Source organism: Variovorax sp. J2P1-31 (assembly GCF_030317215.1).
GTDB lineage: Bacteria > Pseudomonadota > Gammaproteobacteria > Burkholderiales > Burkholderiaceae_C > Variovorax.
On sequence record NZ_JASZYA010000005.1, the window covers coordinates 1 to 15,372 of the forward strand.

Below are 15,372 nucleotides of genomic sequence, written 5' to 3' on the forward strand. Positions count from 1 at the left end.
CAACGTCAGCATCACCGTGAAGCTGATCAACCCGATCGCCATGGAAGAAGGTCTGCGTTTCGCCATCCGCGAAGGCGGCCGCACCGTGGGCTCGGGCGTCGTGGCCAAGGTCATCGCTTAATCCGCAGGCACAAGGACACACACCATGGCAACCAAGCAAAAGATCCGCATCCGCCTGAAGGCGTTCGACTACAAGCTCATCGACCAGTCGGCCGCTGAGATCGTGGACACCGCCAAGCGCACCGGCGCCATCGTCAAGGGTCCCGTGCCCCTGCCGACGCGCATGAAGCGTTTCGACATCCTGCGCTCGCCGCACGTCAACAAGACGTCGCGCGACCAGTTCGAGATCCGCACGCACCAGCGCCTGATGGACATCGTCGACCCGACCGACAAGACCGTGGACGCGCTGATGAAGCTCGACCTGCCGGCTGGCGTCGACGTCGAGATCAAGCTGCAGTAACTCCGGTTCTGCACTTCACCAAGGTCCGCCGGCAGCGATGCCGGCGGACCTTGTCCGTTGATTCGGACTGCGGCATGCCCCTCGCCGGGCAGGCGGGTTGCATGAAAAGGGTAGCGCGGGCTATAATCGCCGGCTCTGCCCGTTTTGCGCCTTCGCCGGTGCTTGCAGGCCGAGATTTATCAACCTTTTTTCGCAGGTCTTCAACGGGACCAAACGCTGTCGCCAATTGAAGTGGCAGCGGCGGAGAAAGACTTCCATTTTTTGGAGAAAACAAATGAGTCTGAGCAACTCCCTCGGGTTGCTGGGCCGCAAGGTGGGGATGATGCGTCTCTTCACCGATGACGGGGACGCAGTTCCTGTCACGGTGGTGGATGTGTCCAACAACCGTGTGACCCAGATCAAGTCCCAAGAGACCGACGGCTACGTCGCGCTTCAAGTGACTTTCGGTTCGCGCAAGGCATCGCGCGTGACCAAGCCGCAAGCCGGACATCTCGCCAAGGCGGGTGTCGAAGCTGGCGAAATCATCCAGGAATTCCGCGTGACCGCCGATACGGCCGGTCAGCACAAGGCTGGTGGCGTCATTGCCGCAGGCAGCGTGTTCGCGGTCGGCCAGAAGGTGGACGTGCAGGGCACTTCCATCGGCAAGGGCTACGCTGGCACCATCAAGCGTCACAACATGAGCTCGCAGCGCGCGTCGCACGGTAACAGCCGTTCGCACAACGTGCCGGGTTCCATCGGTATGGCGCAGGATCCGGGCCGCGTGTTCCCGGGCAAGCGCATGACGGGTCACCTCGGTGACGTCACCGTCACGACGCAGAACCTCGACGTGTTCCGTATCGACGAAGCGCGTCAGCTGCTGTTGATCAAGGGCGCGATCCCCGGTTCGAAGGGTGGCTTCGTCACCGTGCGTCCGGCCATCAAGGCCAAGCCCCAAGCTGCTGAAGGAGCGAAGTAATGCAACTCGAACTCCTGAACGAGCAAGGCCAGGCCGCGTCGAAGTACGACGCCCCCGAGACCGTGTTCGGCCGTGACTACAACGAAGACCTGGTCCACCAGATCGTCGTCGCATTCCAGGCCAACGCCCGTCAAGGGACGCGCGCCCAGAAGGACCGCGAACAGGTCCATCACTCGACCAAGAAGCCTTTCAAGCAAAAGGGAACGGGCCGCGCCCGCGCCGGTATGACGTCTTCGCCCCTGTGGCGTGGCGGCGGCCGCATCTTCCCGAACATGCCTGACGAAAACTTCACGCAGAAGATCAACAAGAAGATGTACCGCGCCGGCATGGCGTCGATCTTCTCGCAGCTCGCTCGTGAAGGCCGTCTGGCCGTGGTGGATTCGCTGACCGTGGATTCGCCCAAGACCAAGCCGCTCGCCGCCAAGTTCAAGGCCATGAATCTCGAGTCCGTGCTCGTGATCGCCGAAGAAGTCGACGAGAACCTCTACCTCGCCTCGCGCAACCTGGTGAACGTGCTCGTCGTCGAGCCGCGTTACGCCGATCCGGTGTCGCTGGTGCACTACAAGAAGGTGCTGGTCACCAAGGGTGCCGTCGACAAGCTCAAGGAGATGTTCGCATGAGCCGCATGAATCCTACGCCCGCTTTCCGGAATTCGTTCCAGGAAGGCCGTCTGATGGCCGTGCTGGTCGCCCCGATCGTGTCCGAAAAGGCCACGATGGTCGGCGAAAAGTCGAATACCGTCACTTTCAAGGTGCTGCAGGACGCCACCAAGCCCGAGATCAAGGCCGCTGTTGAACTGATGTTCAAGGTCGAAGTCCAGGGCGTGTCGGTGCTCAACACCAAGGGCAAGACCAAGCGCTTTGGCAAGTCCATCGGCCGCCGCGACAACGTTCGCAAGGCCTATGTGACGCTGAAGGCAGGTCAAGAGCTCAACCTCGTCGGGGAAGGCGCTTAATCATGGCCGTCATCAAGATGAAACCCACTTCGCCGGGCCAACGCGGCGCGGTGAAGATCTCGCGGGACCACCTGTTCAAGGGTGCTCCTCACGCGCCGCTGCTGGAACCCCAGTTCCAGAAGGCCGGCCGTAACAACAACGGTCACATCACGACCCGTCACAAGGGTGGTGGCCACAAGCACCACTACCGCGTGGTGGACTTCGTGCGCAACAAGGACGGCATCCCGGCCAAGGTCGAACGCATCGAGTACGACCCGAACCGCACCGCCCACATCGCCCTGGTGTGCTACGCCGACGGCGAGCGCCGCTACATCATCGCCCCGCGCGGTCTGGAAGCCGGTGCAACGCTGCTGAGCGGTTCGGAAGCCCCGATCCGCGCCGGCAACACGCTGCCGATCCGCAACATCCCGGTCGGTTCGACGATCCACTGCATCGAGCTGCAACCCGGCAAGGGCGCGCAGATCGCGCGTTCGGCCGGTACGTCGGCCACGCTGCTGGCGCGCGAAGGCGTCTACGCTCAAGTGCGCATGCGCTCGGGTGAAGTCCGCCGCGTGCACGTCGAGTGCCGCGCCACCATCGGCGAAGTCGCCAACGAAGAGCACAGCCTGCGCCGTCTGGGCAAGGCCGGTGTGAAGCGTCACATGGGTATCCGCCCGACCGTTCGCGGCGTGGTGATGAACCCGGTGGACCACCCGCACGGTGGTGGTGAAGGCAAGACCGGTGAAGGTCGCCATCCAGTCGATCCATGGGGCAACCTCACCAAGGGCTATCGCACCCGTAACAACAAGCGCACGCAGGTCTTCATCGTGTCGCGTCGCAAGAAATAAGGGGATAGCAAATGACACGCTCTCTCAAGAAGGGTCCTTTCGTCGACCACCATCTGGTGGCCAAGGCCGACAAGGCTGTGACGACCAAGGACAAGAAGCCGATCAAGACCTGGTCGCGTCGCTCGATGGTCCTGCCCGAATTCATCGGCCTGACCATTGCCGTGCACAACGGCAAGCAGCACGTGCCTGTGTACATCACCGATCAGATGGTCGGCCACAAGCTCGGCGAATTTGCGCTCACCCGCACGTTCAAGGGGCACCCCGCGGACAAAAAAGTCCAGAAGAAGTAAGGAACGACCATGTCTGAAACACGTGCAGTCCTCCGCGGTGTCCGCCTGTCGGTCGACAAGGGCCGTCTGGTCGCGGACCTCATCCGCGGCAAGAAGGTCGATCAAGCGCTCAACGTTCTGCAATTCACGCAGAAGAAGGCCGCTGTGATCATCAAGAAGGTGCTCGAGTCGGCCATCGCCAACGCCGAGCACAACGACGGTGCCGACATCGACGAACTGAAGGTCAAGACCATCTACGTCGAACAAGGCGCCACGCTCAAGCGCTTCACCGCGCGCGCCAAGGGCCGCGGCAACCGCATCAGCAAGCCCACGTGCCATGTGTACGTGACGGTTGGCAACTAAGAGGCCGGAAGACTATGGGACAAAAAATCCACCCTACCGGCTTCCGCCTTGCGGTCAGCCGCAACTGGTCGAGCCGCTGGTACGCCAGCAACAAAGACTTCGCCGGCATGCTGGCCGAAGACATCAAGGTGCGCGAGTACCTGAAGAAGAAGCTCAAGAACGCGTCGGTTTCGCGCGTGCTGATCGAGCGTCCCGCCAAGAACGCACGCATCACGATCTACTCGGCACGTCCGGGCGTCGTGATCGGCAAGAAGGGCGAAGACATCGAGAACCTCAAGCGCGAACTCGGCAAGCAGCTGGGTGTGCCGGTCGCAGTGAACATCGAAGAAGTGCGCAAGCCTGAAATCGATGCTCAACTGATCGCCGACAGCATCACGCAGCAGCTCGAAAAGCGGATCATGTTCCGCCGCGCCATGAAGCGTGCGATGCAGAACGCCATGCGTCTGGGTGCCCTGGGCATCAAGATCATGTCGTCGGGCCGTCTCAACGGTATCGAAATCGCACGTTGCGAGTGGTACCGCGAAGGCCGCGTGCCGCTTCACACCCTGCGCGCCGACATCGACTACGGCACCTCGGAAGCCAAGACCACCTACGGCGTCATCGGCGTCAAGGTCTGGGTCTACAAGGGCGACACGCTGGGTCGTAACGACCTGCCGGCCGTCGAAACGCCGCGTCCGGACGACGAGCGTCGCCCGCGTGGTCCCCGCCGCGATGGCCGCCCTGGTGGCGACCGTCCGGGTGGCGACCGTCGCGGTCCCGGCCCCCGTGCCGGTGGCCGTGGCCCGATCGGTGGCAACACCGCGCCGGCCGATGGCAGCGACAAGCCCGCAGAAGCGACCGGTGGTGCGCCCGCAGCACCGGGTGCAGACCCGAAACCCGCCGTTAAGCGCGTCCGCAAAGCCGCGCCAGCTGCAGCAGCTGACGGTGCCAAGACCGAGTAATCGGTCTTTCCCGGGCGCGAAAGCGCTCGGGTCAGTCTCACGGAGTAATAAAACATGCTGCAACCTGCACGCAGAAAGTTCCGCAAGGAACAAAAGGGCCGCAACACTGGCATCGCTACCCGGGGCAACTCGGTGGCATTCGGTGATTTCGGTCTGAAATGCACCGACCGCGGCCGTCTGACCGCGCGCCAACTTGAAGCCGCACGTCGCGCGATCTCGCGTCACGTGAAGCGCGGTGGCCGCATCTGGATCCGCGTGTTCCCGGACAAGCCCATCTCTACCAAGCCCGCTGAAGTGCGGATGGGTAACGGTAAGGGCAACCCCGAGTACTACGTCGCGGAAATCCAACCCGGCAAGATCGTGTTCGAGATCGTCGGCGTGCCCGAAGAACTCGCTCGCGAAGCGTTCCGCCTGGCGGCCGCCAAGCTGCCGCTGCGTACCACCTTCGTCGCGCGCCAGCTCGGCACCTGATCGAGGAGAGAACACTCATGGCAACACGTAAGAAGAAGGACGCCGCGGCCAAGCCGGTCAAGGTGTCGAAGGCTGCAGCACTGCGCGACAAGGACGTCGCCGGCCTGCAAACCGAAATCAAGGATCTGCAGAAGGCCCATTTCGGTCTGCGCATGCAGAAGGCCACGCAACAGCTGTCGAACACCTCGACGCTGCGCGTGACACGTCGCGACATCGCTCGCGCCAAGACCATTCTTGCTCAGAAGCAAGAAGCACCCGCCGCCAAGTAAGGAGCAAACATGACGGAAGCTAAAAAATCCCTCAAGCGCACCTTGATCGGCAAGGTCGTGAGCGACAAGCGTGAGAAGACCGTGACCGTGCTGGTCGAGCGCCGTGTGAAGCACGAGCTCTACGGCAAGATCGTGGCCAAGACGAGCAAGTACCACGCCCATGACGAAAAGGGCGAGTACCACCTGGGCGACACCATCGAGATCACGGAAAGCCGTCCGATCTCGAAGACCAAGAACTGGGTCGTGACCCGTCTGGTCGAGAAGGCCGTCCTGGTCTGACCCTGGGCACGCAGCCCCTCCCGAAACGGCCCACAATGTGGGCCGTTTCTTTTTTGTCTGGAGCATTCACATCATGATCAAAGTCGGCGACACCCTTCCCCCCGTCACCCTGCAGGAATACTCGGAAGTCGAGGGCGAAGGCTGCAGCATCGGCCCGAACGCCGTGGACGTCGCCAAGGCTTCGGCCGGCAAGACGATCGCGGTCTTCGCGCTGCCCGGCGCCTTCACGCCCACCTGCTCGGCCAAGCATGTGCCGGGCTATGTGCAGCACTTCGACGAGTTCAAGGCGGCCGGCGTCGACGAGATCTGGTGCCTGAGCGTCAACGACGCCTTCGTGATGGGCGCCTGGGCGCGCGACCAGAAGACCGGCACCAAGGTCCGCATGCTGGCTGACGGCAGCGCCGACTTCGCCAAGGCCACCGGCCTCACGCTCGACCTGACCGGCCGCGGCATGGGCCTGCGCAGCAACCGCTACTCGATGCTGGTGAAGGACGGCAAGGTCGCGACGCTCAACGTCGAGGCCCCGGGCAAGTTCGAGGTCAGCAACGCCGAGACGCTGCTGGCGCAAGCCAAGGGCTGAGCGCGTCCGCGCACCCCGACAAAGGCGCCGCAAGGCGCCTTTGTCTTTTCAATGCCAGTGACACCGCGGAACCGGCTTCGCCGGGCCGCAGGTGTCGCCCCCTTGAGGGGGAGGGCGAAGCGACACGCAGTGCGCGAGTCTTCGGGGGTGGGCCAGGGACTGCCCCCTTGAGGGGGAGGGTGAAGCGACACGCAGTGCGCGAGCCTTCGGGGGGTCAGAGCTCTACTTTGAGGTAGTGCGAGCCCGGAATCGGGTTGTGATAGTAGGGCGGCACCTCGATGAAGCCCAGGTCCTCGTAGAGCGTGCGCGCCGACTCCATGTCGTCGAGCGTGTCCAGCAGCACGCAGGCGTAGCCCGCGGTGCGCGCCGCGTCGAGGATGGCTTCGGCCAGCCGCCGGCCCAGCCCCAGGCCGCGGAAGCCGGGGCGCACGTAGAGCCGCTTCATCTCGGCCGCGTTGGGGTCGTCGGCGCTGTCGAGCGGCCGCAGCGCGCAGCAGCCGGCCACCACCGCCTGCCGGCCATCGGCCAGGCGCAGCATGGTTTGCCGGTGCTCGGGGGCCGCGGGAATGTCGGTGGCAGCTACCAGCGCCAGCAGCAGCGCACCGCGCGGTTCGGCGTAGTCGCCGGGCAGGGCCGCGAGTTCCTCGGCGAAATTCTGGAAGCTCAGGTCGATGCCCAGGGCGCCGGCGTACTCGGTGAACACGGCGCGCAGGGCCTCGAGTTCGTCCGGCGCGTGCGGCGTCATCAGCACGATGTCGGGCGTGCCGATCAGCGGCAGCGTGCGCGAGGCGGGAAAGGTGCTCATGGCCGCAGCGACCCGATCCAGAGCGCGAAGCCCACGCAGGCCGCGAACAGCACCAGGGCCAGCAGGCGCGAGGCGGCGTCGTCCCGGCTGGGGCGCGCCGCCGCCGTGGGGGCCGGCAGGGTCTTGTCGCCCGAGATCATCGGGCCGACCAGGCGATGCCGGCGCACCAGCACGTGATAGAGCACCGCCAGCAGGTGCAGCACCAGCAGCGCGATCACCAGCCACTTGCCGCGTTCGGCGTGCCAGCCCGTCGCCAGGCTGGCGAGGGCGCCCGACACCGTGTGCGACAACGGGCCGGCGTTGGCGATCTCGTCGTCGGCCAGCAGGCCGGTGCCGACCTGCAGCACCAGCAGCCCCAGCATCGCGAAGACCGACAGCGCGCCCAGCGGGTTGTGGCCGATCAGGTGGTCGGGATGGGCGTCGCCGCGCAGGTAGGCCACGATCGAGCGGGGCCGGTAGACGAAGGCGGCGAAACGCGACCAGCGCCCGCCCACGAAGCCCCAGCCCAGCCGGAACAGCAGCAGCGCCAGCACCAGGTAGCCCAGCCGGAAATGCCATTCCATGGCGCCGAGGAAGCCGGTCGCGAGCACGCCGCCGACGGCCAGGGCCAGCAGCCAGTGGAAGACCCGCGTCGGCAGGTCCCAGATGCGTGTGCGCGTCGGGCGGACCTCGTCGATGGTCGGGGGCGGAGAAGCAGTCATCGGGCGGGCCAGAAGGGCCGAAAAGGGAGCGGAAGGCGCAGATTAGCAAATCTCGGCGCCTCCGGCCGGAAGCCCCATGTCGCCCCTGTGCCTTCGCCGCCCTCTAAACTGTTCGCCGATGCCGCAGGCGCGGCGTCGATCCCCACGAAATAAGGAAGCCCATGATTCGTCTTGCCAGCCTTGCGCTGGCTGCGGCAGTTGTTGTCGCAGCCGTGCTGCCCGTCCATGCCCAGCCCCAGAAGTTCGACAAGCCCGAGGACGCCATCAAGTTCCGCCAGGCCACGCTCAAGGAGATGCAGCAGAACTTCAAGCGGGTCGCCGACATGGCCTCGGGCCGCGACGACTTCAATGCCAAGGTGGCCGACGAGAGCGCGCAGCGCGTGGCCGAGCTGATCAAGCAGCCCTGGGTGGCCTTCGGTCCCGGGACCGAAGGCGGCAAGGCCAAGCCGGAGGTCTGGACCGAGCAGGCGAAGTTCAAGGACCTGGCCGGCAAGGCCGAGGGCGAGATGGTCAAGCTGGCGGCCGCGGCCAAGACCGGCAACCTCGATGCCATCAAGGCCTCGATCGGCGCGGCGGGCGCCACCTGCAAGGCGTGCCACGACAGCTTCAGAGCACGCTGACCCACCCCCGAAGGCTGCGCGGCACTTCGTGTCCGCTTGCCTTCCCCCTCGAGGGGGCGACACCGGCGGCCCGGCAGAGCCGGTTCCGCGGTGTCCTTGGAACAGAAATGAAAAAGGCACCTTGCGGTGCCTTTTTCATTGCCTGGGGCCGGATTGTTTCGCTCAGGCCTCGGCCAGCAGCTTCTCGATCAGCTTGTGCAGTTCGGCGAAGTCGGGTTCGCCCACGTAGCGCTTCACGATCTCGCCGCGCTTGTTGACGATGTAGGTGGTGGGGGTGAGCGCCACGTCGCCCCAGGCCTTGGCCACGGCACCGGTGTTGTCGATCGCGACCTTGAAGGGAAGCTTGCGGGTTTCCGTGAAGTTCACCACGTAGCTGGGCGGGTCGTAGCTCATGGCGACGGCCAAGGTGTCGTAGCCTTGCGCCTTGTACTTGTCGTAGGTGGCGATCACCTTGGGCATTTCGGCCACGCAGGTCACGCAGCTGGTGGCCCAGAAGTTGACCAGCGTCACCTTGCCCTTCAAGTCTTCCGTGGTCTTCTGGCTGCCGTCGAGCAGCACGAAGGTCGATGCCGGGGCGGTCGAGACGCCGGTCTTCAGGTAGACGCCGGCGCCGGCGGCGAGGGCGATCACGAGCGCAGCGACAGGGAGGATTTTTTTCATGGAGACCGATGGAATGGACCGCCGCAATTTTAGTTCCGCCTGCCTGGCCTTGCCTGCCTCATTGGCATTGCTGGCCATGCAACAGGCGCATGCACTGTCCTTGAGCGATCTCAGCAGCGCCGACGCCTCCAGCGGCGTCAAGGCCGCGCTCGAGAAGGGCGCCACCGTGGCCGTGAGCCTGCTGGGCCGGCCCGACGGCTTCCTGGGCAATCCCAAGGTGCGCATCCCGCTGCCCGGCTACCTCGAAGACGGCTCGAAGGTGCTGCGCATGATGGGGCAGGGCGGCCGCATCGACGAACTGGTCACGGCGATGAACCGCGCGGCCGAGCAGGCCGTGCCGGCGGCCAAGGACCTGCTGGTCAACGCGGTGCGCACCATGAGCGTGACCGACGCCAAGGGCATCCTCACGGGCGGCGACAACTCGGTCACGCAGTTCTTTGCCGGCCGCACGCGCGCGCCGCTGACCGAGCGCTTCCTGCCGATCGTGAGCGCGGCCACGGTCAAGGTGAAGCTGGCCGACAAGTACAACCAGCTCGCGGGCAAGGCCGCCGGCTTCGGGCTGGTGAAGAAGGAGGACGCCAACCTCCAGGGCTACGTCACCGGCAAGTCGCTCGACGGCCTCTACCTGATGATCGGCGAGGAAGAGCGCAAGATCCGCCAGGACCCCGTGGGCAGCGGCAGCGCGATCCTGCAGAAGGTGTTCGGCGCCATCCGCTGAGCCGCGTCGGACCGGGGCGCACGCCCATAATCGCGACCCGATGCCTTCTTCGTCCCGCGCCGGTCCGGCCGCCCTCCTTTTTCTTGCCGTGGCCGCGCTGGCCGCCTGCAGCCTCACCTTCAATTGGCGCGAGGTGCCGATCGGCGACGGCGGCCTGATCGCGCTGCTGCCCTGCAAGCCCGACCGTGCGAGCCGCGCGCTGCCCCTGGGCGCCGAGTCCGTGAACGTCGAGATGGCGGGTTGCGAAGCCGGCGGCGCCACCTTCGCGGTGGCCCATGCGCGCGCCGCCGATGCGGCCCAGGCCGAGGCTTGGCTGGGCGCCTGGCGCGCGGCCACGCGCACCCAACTGGCGGGCGCCGCGGCAAAGGAGTCCGCGGGCGTGGTGCCGCGCGCCGCGCTGCAGCCGGCGCCGGTCCGGCTCGATGCCGGCGAGCGCAACGGGCCCGGCCCGGCCGCGCGGGTGCTGTGGTTCGCGCAATGGCGCGCGGGCGGCGTCTCGATCTACCAGGCCACGGTGCTGGGCACGCCGGCCAACGCCGAAGCCGTCACCACCTTCTTCGAAGGCCTGAGGCTGCCATGAACACGACGCGGTCCGCAACATGAGCGCCCTTCCCCTGGCACCGGCCCGCGGCGACATGCTGCGCAGCACGGCCCGCGCGATCGCGGTCTTTGTCGCCTTCGCCTTCGCCTACTTCCTGTCGACGCTGGTGCGCGCCATCACCGCCACGCTGTCGCCGGTGCTGACCGAGGAGTTCGACCTGCAGTCGCGCGACCTGGGCCTGCTCGCCGGCGGCTATTTCTTCGGCTTCGCGCTCACGCAGCTGCCCATGGGCGCCTGGCTCGACCGCCATGGACCCAAGCGCGTGGTGCTGTGCTTCCTGACGGCGGCCGTCGCCGGTTGCCTGCTGTTCTCGCAGGTCACCGAGTTCCCGATGCTGCTGGCCGCGCGCGTGCTCACCGGCGTGGGCGTGAGCGCCTGCCTGATGGCGCCGCTGACCGGCTACCGGCGCTGGTTCGATCCCTCGCTGCAGCTGCGCGGCAACGCCTGGATGCTGATGGTCGGCTCGCTGGGGCTGGTGGCCGCGACCCTGCCGGTGCACTGGCTGGTGCCGCTGTTCGGCTGGCGCCCGCTGTTCTGGCTGCTGGCCGCGGGCGTGCTGCTCTCGATGGTGCTGATCGCCTGCGTCGCGCCCGCTTGGCGACCACTGGCGCCGGCGCAGGGCGGCAGCGACGTGGCGCCGGGCTACGGCGCCGTGTTCCGCGACCCCTTCTTCCGCAAGCTCACGCCGATCGGCTTCTTCAACTACGGCGGCTTCGTCGCGCTGCAGACGCTGTGGGTCGTGCCCTGGCTCACGCGCGTGGCGGGCCACTCGCCGTTCGACGCCGCGAGCGCGCTGTTCCGCATCAGCATCGCGCTGCTGGCCGCCTACTGGCTCTGGGGCGCGATCAATCCCTGGCTGGTGCGGCGCAGCCTCGGCGCCACGCGCCTGCTCACCTGGGGCCTGCCGCTCAACATGGGCCTGCTGGCGCTGATGATCGTGGCCGGGCCGGCGGCCGGCAGCGCGGCCTGGATGCTGCTGTTGTGCGTCTCCACCGTCGTCACGCTGGCACAGCCGGCGGTGGCGATGGCGCTGCCCGCGGCGCTGGCCGGCCGCGCGCTGTCGGCGTACAACCTGGTGGTGTTCCTCGGCATCTTCACCGTGCAGTGGGGCCTCGGCCTGCTGATCGACCTGTTCCTCGGCCTGGGCCTGGACACGGTGGACGCCTTCCGCGCCGCCTTCGCGGTGTTTCTGGGCTGCTGCGTGCTGTCGTACCTCTACTTCCTCTGGGCGCCCCCGCATAATCGACATCCGTCCCCTCGCGTCGCATGAACAGCATCCTCCTCATCGCCCACGCTCCGCTCGCACAGGCGCTGCGGCAGTGCGCGCTGCATGTGTTTCCCGACTGCGAGCAGAACATCGCGGCACTCGACGTGCTGCCCAACGTGTCGCCCGAGGAAACGCTGGCCGCCGCGCGCATCACGCTCGAGCTGCAGCTGCGCGCGCCGCGCTCCCAGGTGCTGGTGCTGGCCGACGTGTTCGGCGCCACGCCCTGCAACGTGGCGCAGAAGCTGGTCGACGGCGCGCGCTCGCGGCTCGTGGCCGGCGTCAACCTGCCGATGCTGCTGCGCGCGGTGAGCTACCGCAACGAACCGCTCGATGCGCTGGTGCAGCGCGCGATCGCGGGCGGCACGGCGGGCGTGATGCAGGTGGCGGTGGCCGCTCCCCAGAACCAGGCGAGAAGAAAACACAGTGATCAAGACATCCGTGACCATCAGCAATAAGCTGGGCCTGCACGCCCGCGCCTCGGCCAAGCTCACCAAGCTGGCCGGCAGCTTTCCGTGCGAAGTCTGGCTCTCGCGCGGCGAGCGCCGCGTCAACGCCAAGAGCATCATGGGCGTGATGATGCTGGCCGCCGGGCTCGGCTCGACGGTGGTGCTGGAAACCATCGGCGAGCAGGAGCAGCAGGCCAGCGACGCGCTCATCGCGCTCATGAACGACAAGTTCGGCGAAGGGGAGTGACCGTGGCGCGCTTCCAGGCCTTCCCGCCGCGCTTGCGCCGCATGCCTCGGATGGCGCCATGACTTTCGCGGTCCACGGTCTTCCCGTCGCCCGCGGCATCGCCATCGGCCGTGCGGTGCTGGTGGTGTCGAGCCGCATCGACGTCGCGCATTACTTCATCCAGCCCGAGCAGATCGCCACCGAGATCGACCGCGTGCGCAGCGCGCGCAACGCGGTCGCCGACGAGCTGACCAAGCTGCAGGCCAGCGTCGCGCTGATGGGGCCCAGCGAGGCGCCGCACGAGCTCGCGGCGCTGCTCGAGGTGCACCAGATGCTGCTGCAGGACGAGGCACTGAGCGGCGGCGTCAAGCACTGGATCACCGAGCGCCTCTACAACGCCGAGTGGGCGCTGACCACGCAGCTGGAAGTGATCGCGCGCCAGTTCGACGAGATGGAGGACGCCTACCTGCGCGAGCGCAAGGCCGACCTCGAGCAGGTGGTCGAGCGCATGCTGCATCGCATGAAGGGCACGGCCGCGGTGCTCGCGCCCACGCCGCCGCGGCGCAAGCGCGCGGCCCACAGCGACGACGACGACGGGCACGACCCGACCTCGGGCGAGGGCGCCGATGCGCCGCTGGTGCTGATCGCGCACGACCTGTCGCCGGCCGACATGCTGCAGTTCAAGAAGAGCGTGTTCGCCGGCTTCGTGACCGACGTGGGCGGCCGCACCTCGCACACCGCCATCGTCGCGCGCAGCATGGACATCCCGGCGGTGGTCGGCGCGCGCACCATGAGCCAGCTGGTGCGCCAGGACGACTGGGTCATCATCGACGGCGATGCCGGCGTGGTGATCGTCGACCCCTCGCCGATCATCCTGGCCGAGTACGGCTTCAAGCAGCGCCAGGGCGAGCTCGAGCGCGGTCGCCTCACGCGGCTGCGCCACAAGCCGGCCGTGACGCTCGACGGCGAACGCGTCGAACTGCTGGCCAACATCGAGATGCCCGAGGACACGGTGGGCGCGGTCAAGGCCGGCGCCGTCGGCGTGGGCCTGTTCCGCAGCGAGTTCCTGTTCATGGGCCGCGAGGCGCAGCGCCTCACGCGCCTGCCCGACGAAGAAGAGCAGTACCTCGCCTACCGCCGCGCGGTCGAGGGCATGCAGGGCATGCCGGTCACCATCCGCACCATCGACGTCGGGGCCGACAAGCCGCTCGACGGCAAGGCGGTGCGCGACGACTACCTGAACCCGGCGCTGGGCCTGCGCGCGATCCGCTGGAGCCTGGCCGACCCGGCGATGTTCCTCACGCAGCTGCGCGCCATCCTGCGCGCCGCCTCGCACGGCGAGATCCACCTGCTGATCCCCATGCTCGCGCACGCCAGCGAGATCCGCCAGACGCTGGCGCTGATCGAGGAGGCGCGCGCGCAGCTCGACCGGCGCGGCGCGGTGCACGGCCGCGTCAAGCTGGGCGCGATGATCGAGATCCCGGCCGCGGCGCTCACGCTCAAGACCTTCCTCAAGCACTTCGATTTCCTCTCGATCGGCACCAACGACCTGATCCAGTACACGCTGGCCATCGACCGTGCCGACGAGGCCGTGGCCCACCTCTACGACCCCGCCCATCCGGCCGTGCTGCGCCTGGTGGCCGAGACCATCGCCGAGTGCCGGCGCCAGGGCAAGGGCGTGAGCGTGTGCGGCGAGATGGCGGGCGACGTGCACTTCACGCGCCTGCTGCTGGGCCTGGGCCTGCGCAGCTTCTCGATGCACCCGTCGCAGATCCTCGCGGTCAAGCAGGAGGTGCTGCGCGCCGACACCGGCAAGCTGGCGCCGTGGGCGCAGGACGTGCTCGCCTCCGACGACCCCGCGGCCGAACTCAGCGCGCCGCGCTGAGGCCCGCACACCGGCGCGGCCCCGCGGCGCCGCAATAAAACGAAACACGCCGATACGGCGGCGAGAAGACTTCAGCGCGCGCGGATCGCACCATCGAGGCTCCTTCATTCCTTCACCGAAAGGACCTCGCCATGAACATCCGCCGCACCTTCCTCGCCGTCTCCGCCATCGCCCTGCTGGGCACCGTCGCCGCGGCCCAGGCCGAGGACTATCTCGGCGTCCAGACCTCGCCCGGCTCCGCCGTGAAGCGCGCCGACGTGATGGCCGACGCGGTGCGTGCCGCCGGCGCACCCGACCAGAACGTGGCGCGCGGTTCGCGTGGCGCCGAACGGGTGGTGGTGTCGCAGGACCGCGCCATCGCGCGCGCCGAGGCCGTGCGCGCGGCCGCCGCGCCCGACCAGAACGTGAGCGCGGGCTCGCGCGTCAACAGCCGTCTGGTCTCGACGCAGCCGCATCCACTCGATGCGGCCCGCGCCGGCGCGCCCAAGCCGGCGACCAGTCGCCTCTGAGCCCCTTGGGCCCTTCATTCCATCGGAAAGCATCGTCATGAAACCCTGGTTCAAACGCAGTCTGTTCGGCCTCTTCGGCGGCGCGCTCGTGCTCGGCAGCCTCGTGGGCTGTGCCGGCCATCGCCACGGCGGCGACAGCGACTCGGTCGAGTTCCGCGCGCGCATGGTCGAGCGCGTCGGCAGCAAGCTCGACCTCGATCCCGCGCAGCAGCAGAAGCTGTCCGCGCTGGCCAACGCACTGCAGGCGCAGCGCGAAGCCCTGCGCGGCGGTGCCGATCCGCGCGCCCAGTTCAAGGCGCTGTTCGCCGGCGACAAGCTGGACCAGGCGGGCGCGGCCCGGCTGGTCGAGGAGAAGACCGCGGCCTTGCGCGCCGGCAGCCCGGAGGTCATCGCCGCCGCCGCCGACTTCTTCGACCACCTGCGGCCCGCGCAGCAGCAGAAGGTGCGCGAGTTCATGGACCGCGGCCGCCGCTGGGGCCGGCATGGTTGAGCCCCGCCACCGCGCCGCCGCCTTCACCGCACCGGCGGCTGCGATGCGACCGCCACCGGAGTGCCCGCGATGCGC

Annotated in this window: 25 protein-coding genes; 22 read left to right on the forward strand and 3 right to left on the reverse strand. The window is 67.4% G+C overall.

Annotated elements, in window-relative coordinates; translation table 11 throughout:
• From QTI20_RS28530 to QTI20_RS28590, 13 genes are all read left to right on the forward strand, one after another.
• Positions 1 to 121, forward strand: a 121-nt coding sequence (locus tag QTI20_RS28530) for an EF-Tu C-terminal domain-related protein (protein ID WP_503011458.1), incomplete at its 5' end; no start/stop codon positions are given.
• A 24-nt stretch (positions 122 to 145) separates the two neighbouring features.
• A complete protein-coding gene (rpsJ, locus tag QTI20_RS28535; protein ID WP_028250951.1) occupies positions 146 to 460 on the forward strand; it encodes a 30S ribosomal protein S10 in 315 nt (104 codons plus the stop codon).
• A gap of 274 nt (positions 461 to 734) precedes the next feature.
• Positions 735 to 1,415, forward strand: coding sequence for a 50S ribosomal protein L3 (gene rplC / locus QTI20_RS28540; protein ID WP_183024150.1), 681 nt, complete (start codon positions 735 to 737; stop codon positions 1,413 to 1,415).
• Positions 1,415 to 2,035 carry a 50S ribosomal protein L4 gene (rplD, locus tag QTI20_RS28545; protein ID WP_183024151.1) on the forward strand — a complete coding sequence of 207 codons (621 nt, stop codon included), beginning with the start codon at positions 1,415 to 1,417 and terminating at the stop codon, positions 2,033 to 2,035. Before rplC ends, rplD begins: the two co-directional genes overlap by 1 nt.
• Positions 2,032 to 2,370, forward strand: a complete 339-nt coding sequence (gene rplW, locus QTI20_RS28550; RefSeq protein WP_183024152.1) for a 50S ribosomal protein L23 — start codon at positions 2,032 to 2,034, stop codon at positions 2,368 to 2,370. The genes rplD and rplW overlap by 4 nt, the downstream gene beginning before the upstream one ends.
• Positions 2,371 to 2,372: 2 nt before the next feature.
• Positions 2,373 to 3,197: a 50S ribosomal protein L2 gene (gene rplB, locus QTI20_RS28555; protein ID WP_183024153.1), complete on the forward strand. Its 825-nt coding sequence runs from the start codon at positions 2,373 to 2,375 to the stop codon at positions 3,195 to 3,197.
• A gap of 11 nt (positions 3,198 to 3,208) precedes the next feature.
• A complete protein-coding gene (rpsS, locus tag QTI20_RS28560; RefSeq protein ID WP_007838132.1) occupies positions 3,209 to 3,487 on the forward strand; it encodes a 30S ribosomal protein S19 in 279 nt (92 codons plus the stop codon).
• A gap of 9 nt (positions 3,488 to 3,496) precedes the next feature.
• Complete coding sequence (rplV, locus tag QTI20_RS28565; protein ID WP_007838134.1) at positions 3,497 to 3,829, forward strand: 50S ribosomal protein L22; 333 nt, start codon at positions 3,497 to 3,499, stop codon at positions 3,827 to 3,829.
• 14 nt (positions 3,830 to 3,843) lie between these two features.
• The gene (gene rpsC, locus QTI20_RS28570; RefSeq protein WP_183024154.1) at positions 3,844 to 4,770 is read left to right on the forward strand and encodes a 30S ribosomal protein S3; all 927 of its coding nucleotides are present in this window, start codon (positions 3,844 to 3,846) and stop codon (positions 4,768 to 4,770) included.
• A 54-nt stretch (positions 4,771 to 4,824) separates the two neighbouring features.
• Positions 4,825 to 5,241, forward strand: coding sequence for a 50S ribosomal protein L16 (gene rplP, locus QTI20_RS28575; protein ID WP_183024155.1), 417 nt, complete (start codon positions 4,825 to 4,827; stop codon positions 5,239 to 5,241).
• A gap of 62 nt (positions 5,242 to 5,303) precedes the next feature.
• Positions 5,304 to 5,510 (forward strand): 50S ribosomal protein L29, encoded by a 207-nt coding sequence (gene rpmC / locus QTI20_RS28580; protein ID WP_183024449.1) that lies wholly within the window; start codon positions 5,304 to 5,306, stop codon positions 5,508 to 5,510.
• Positions 5,511 to 5,519: 9 nt separating this feature from the next.
• The gene (gene rpsQ / locus QTI20_RS28585) at positions 5,520 to 5,789 is read left to right on the forward strand and encodes a 30S ribosomal protein S17 (RefSeq protein WP_140844734.1); all 270 of its coding nucleotides are present in this window, start codon (positions 5,520 to 5,522) and stop codon (positions 5,787 to 5,789) included.
• A gap of 73 nt (positions 5,790 to 5,862) precedes the next feature.
• Positions 5,863 to 6,369, forward strand: coding sequence for a peroxiredoxin (locus QTI20_RS28590; RefSeq protein WP_183024156.1), 507 nt, complete (start codon positions 5,863 to 5,865; stop codon positions 6,367 to 6,369).
• A 214-nt stretch (positions 6,370 to 6,583) separates the two neighbouring features.
• On the opposite strand, the gene QTI20_RS28595 is transcribed toward QTI20_RS28590, so the two are convergent.
• Positions 6,584 to 7,114 (reverse strand): GNAT family N-acetyltransferase, encoded by a 531-nt coding sequence (locus QTI20_RS28595; RefSeq protein ID WP_503011457.1) that lies wholly within the window; start codon positions 7,112 to 7,114, stop codon positions 6,584 to 6,586.
• 56 nt (positions 7,115 to 7,170) lie between these two features.
• A complete protein-coding gene (locus QTI20_RS28600; protein WP_286555904.1) occupies positions 7,171 to 7,875 on the reverse strand; it encodes a cytochrome b/b6 domain-containing protein in 705 nt (234 codons plus the stop codon).
• 161 nt (positions 7,876 to 8,036) lie between these two features.
• On the opposite strand from QTI20_RS28600, the gene QTI20_RS28605 reads away from it, so the two are divergent.
• Positions 8,037 to 8,495: a c-type cytochrome gene (locus QTI20_RS28605; protein ID WP_183024159.1), complete on the forward strand. Its 459-nt coding sequence runs from the start codon at positions 8,037 to 8,039 to the stop codon at positions 8,493 to 8,495.
• A 162-nt stretch (positions 8,496 to 8,657) separates the two neighbouring features.
• Here the strand turns inward: QTI20_RS28605 and QTI20_RS28610 are convergent, their stop codons facing one another.
• Entirely contained in the window at positions 8,658 to 9,155 is a 498-nt protein-coding gene (locus QTI20_RS28610) for a TlpA disulfide reductase family protein (RefSeq protein ID WP_286555902.1), read from the reverse strand.
• A 13-nt stretch (positions 9,156 to 9,168) separates the two neighbouring features.
• Between QTI20_RS28610 and QTI20_RS28615 the strand changes: the two genes are divergently transcribed.
• From QTI20_RS28615 to QTI20_RS28650, 8 genes are all read left to right on the forward strand, one after another.
• The gene (locus QTI20_RS28615; RefSeq protein WP_183024161.1) at positions 9,169 to 9,873 is read left to right on the forward strand and encodes a DUF4197 domain-containing protein; all 705 of its coding nucleotides are present in this window, start codon (positions 9,169 to 9,171) and stop codon (positions 9,871 to 9,873) included.
• 40 nt (positions 9,874 to 9,913) lie between these two features.
• Positions 9,914 to 10,453: a hypothetical protein gene (locus QTI20_RS28620; RefSeq protein WP_286555900.1), complete on the forward strand. Its 540-nt coding sequence runs from the start codon at positions 9,914 to 9,916 to the stop codon at positions 10,451 to 10,453.
• Between the two features lie 19 nt (positions 10,454 to 10,472).
• Positions 10,473 to 11,744: an MFS transporter gene (locus tag QTI20_RS28625; RefSeq protein ID WP_503011455.1), complete on the forward strand. Its 1,272-nt coding sequence runs from the start codon at positions 10,473 to 10,475 to the stop codon at positions 11,742 to 11,744.
• A complete protein-coding gene (locus tag QTI20_RS28630) occupies positions 11,741 to 12,196 on the forward strand; it encodes a PTS sugar transporter subunit IIA (RefSeq protein WP_183024164.1) in 456 nt (151 codons plus the stop codon). The genes QTI20_RS28625 and QTI20_RS28630 overlap by 4 nt, the downstream gene beginning before the upstream one ends.
• Complete coding sequence (locus QTI20_RS28635; RefSeq protein ID WP_183024165.1) at positions 12,165 to 12,434, forward strand: HPr family phosphocarrier protein; 270 nt, start codon at positions 12,165 to 12,167, stop codon at positions 12,432 to 12,434. The genes QTI20_RS28630 and QTI20_RS28635 overlap by 32 nt, the downstream gene beginning before the upstream one ends.
• Before the next feature lie 58 nt (positions 12,435 to 12,492).
• Positions 12,493 to 14,298: a phosphoenolpyruvate--protein phosphotransferase gene (gene ptsP / locus QTI20_RS28640; RefSeq protein WP_286555897.1), complete on the forward strand. Its 1,806-nt coding sequence runs from the start codon at positions 12,493 to 12,495 to the stop codon at positions 14,296 to 14,298.
• A 131-nt stretch (positions 14,299 to 14,429) separates the two neighbouring features.
• Positions 14,430 to 14,807 carry a DUF4148 domain-containing protein gene (locus tag QTI20_RS28645; protein ID WP_286555895.1) on the forward strand — a complete coding sequence of 126 codons (378 nt, stop codon included), beginning with the start codon at positions 14,430 to 14,432 and terminating at the stop codon, positions 14,805 to 14,807.
• Between the two features lie 37 nt (positions 14,808 to 14,844).
• Positions 14,845 to 15,297 (forward strand): Spy/CpxP family protein refolding chaperone, encoded by a 453-nt coding sequence (locus QTI20_RS28650; protein ID WP_286555894.1) that lies wholly within the window; start codon positions 14,845 to 14,847, stop codon positions 15,295 to 15,297.
• The last annotated feature ends 75 nt before the right edge of the window (positions 15,298 to 15,372 follow it).

Excerpts from the sequence above, each read along its gene's own strand:
- rpsJ (WP_028250951.1), top strand. The coding sequence starts at position 146 with ATGGCAACCAAGCAAAAGATCCGCATCCGCCTGAAGGCGTTCGACTAC.
- rplC (WP_183024150.1), top strand. The coding sequence starts at position 735 with ATGAGTCTGAGCAACTCCCTCGGGTTGCTGGGCCGCAAGGTGGGGATG.
- rplD (WP_183024151.1), top strand. The coding sequence starts at position 1,415 with ATGCAACTCGAACTCCTGAACGAGCAAGGCCAGGCCGCGTCGAAGTAC.
- rplW (WP_183024152.1), top strand. The coding sequence starts at position 2,032 with ATGAGCCGCATGAATCCTACGCCCGCTTTCCGGAATTCGTTCCAGGAA.
- rplB (WP_183024153.1), top strand. The coding sequence starts at position 2,373 with ATGGCCGTCATCAAGATGAAACCCACTTCGCCGGGCCAACGCGGCGCG.
- rpsS (WP_007838132.1), top strand. The coding sequence starts at position 3,209 with ATGACACGCTCTCTCAAGAAGGGTCCTTTCGTCGACCACCATCTGGTG.
- rplV (WP_007838134.1), top strand. The coding sequence starts at position 3,497 with ATGTCTGAAACACGTGCAGTCCTCCGCGGTGTCCGCCTGTCGGTCGAC.
- rpsC (WP_183024154.1), top strand. The coding sequence starts at position 3,844 with ATGGGACAAAAAATCCACCCTACCGGCTTCCGCCTTGCGGTCAGCCGC.
- rplP (WP_183024155.1), top strand. The coding sequence starts at position 4,825 with ATGCTGCAACCTGCACGCAGAAAGTTCCGCAAGGAACAAAAGGGCCGC.
- rpsQ (WP_140844734.1), top strand. The coding sequence starts at position 5,520 with ATGACGGAAGCTAAAAAATCCCTCAAGCGCACCTTGATCGGCAAGGTC.
- QTI20_RS28590 (WP_183024156.1), top strand. The coding sequence starts at position 5,863 with ATGATCAAAGTCGGCGACACCCTTCCCCCCGTCACCCTGCAGGAATAC.
- QTI20_RS28595 (WP_503011457.1), bottom strand. The coding sequence starts at position 7,114 with ATGACGCCGCACGCGCCGGACGAACTCGAGGCCCTGCGCGCCGTGTTC.
- QTI20_RS28600 (WP_286555904.1), bottom strand. The coding sequence starts at position 7,875 with ATGACTGCTTCTCCGCCCCCGACCATCGACGAGGTCCGCCCGACGCGC.
- QTI20_RS28605 (WP_183024159.1), top strand. The coding sequence starts at position 8,037 with ATGATTCGTCTTGCCAGCCTTGCGCTGGCTGCGGCAGTTGTTGTCGCA.
- QTI20_RS28610 (WP_286555902.1), bottom strand. The coding sequence starts at position 9,155 with ATGAAAAAAATCCTCCCTGTCGCTGCGCTCGTGATCGCCCTCGCCGCC.
- QTI20_RS28615 (WP_183024161.1), top strand. The coding sequence starts at position 9,169 with ATGGACCGCCGCAATTTTAGTTCCGCCTGCCTGGCCTTGCCTGCCTCA.
- QTI20_RS28620 (WP_286555900.1), top strand. The coding sequence starts at position 9,914 with ATGCCTTCTTCGTCCCGCGCCGGTCCGGCCGCCCTCCTTTTTCTTGCC.
- QTI20_RS28625 (WP_503011455.1), top strand. The coding sequence starts at position 10,473 with ATGAGCGCCCTTCCCCTGGCACCGGCCCGCGGCGACATGCTGCGCAGC.
- QTI20_RS28630 (WP_183024164.1), top strand. The coding sequence starts at position 11,741 with ATGAACAGCATCCTCCTCATCGCCCACGCTCCGCTCGCACAGGCGCTG.
- ptsP (WP_286555897.1), top strand. The coding sequence starts at position 12,493 with ATGACTTTCGCGGTCCACGGTCTTCCCGTCGCCCGCGGCATCGCCATC.
- QTI20_RS28645 (WP_286555895.1), top strand. The coding sequence starts at position 14,430 with ATGAACATCCGCCGCACCTTCCTCGCCGTCTCCGCCATCGCCCTGCTG.
- QTI20_RS28650 (WP_286555894.1), top strand. The coding sequence starts at position 14,845 with ATGAAACCCTGGTTCAAACGCAGTCTGTTCGGCCTCTTCGGCGGCGCG.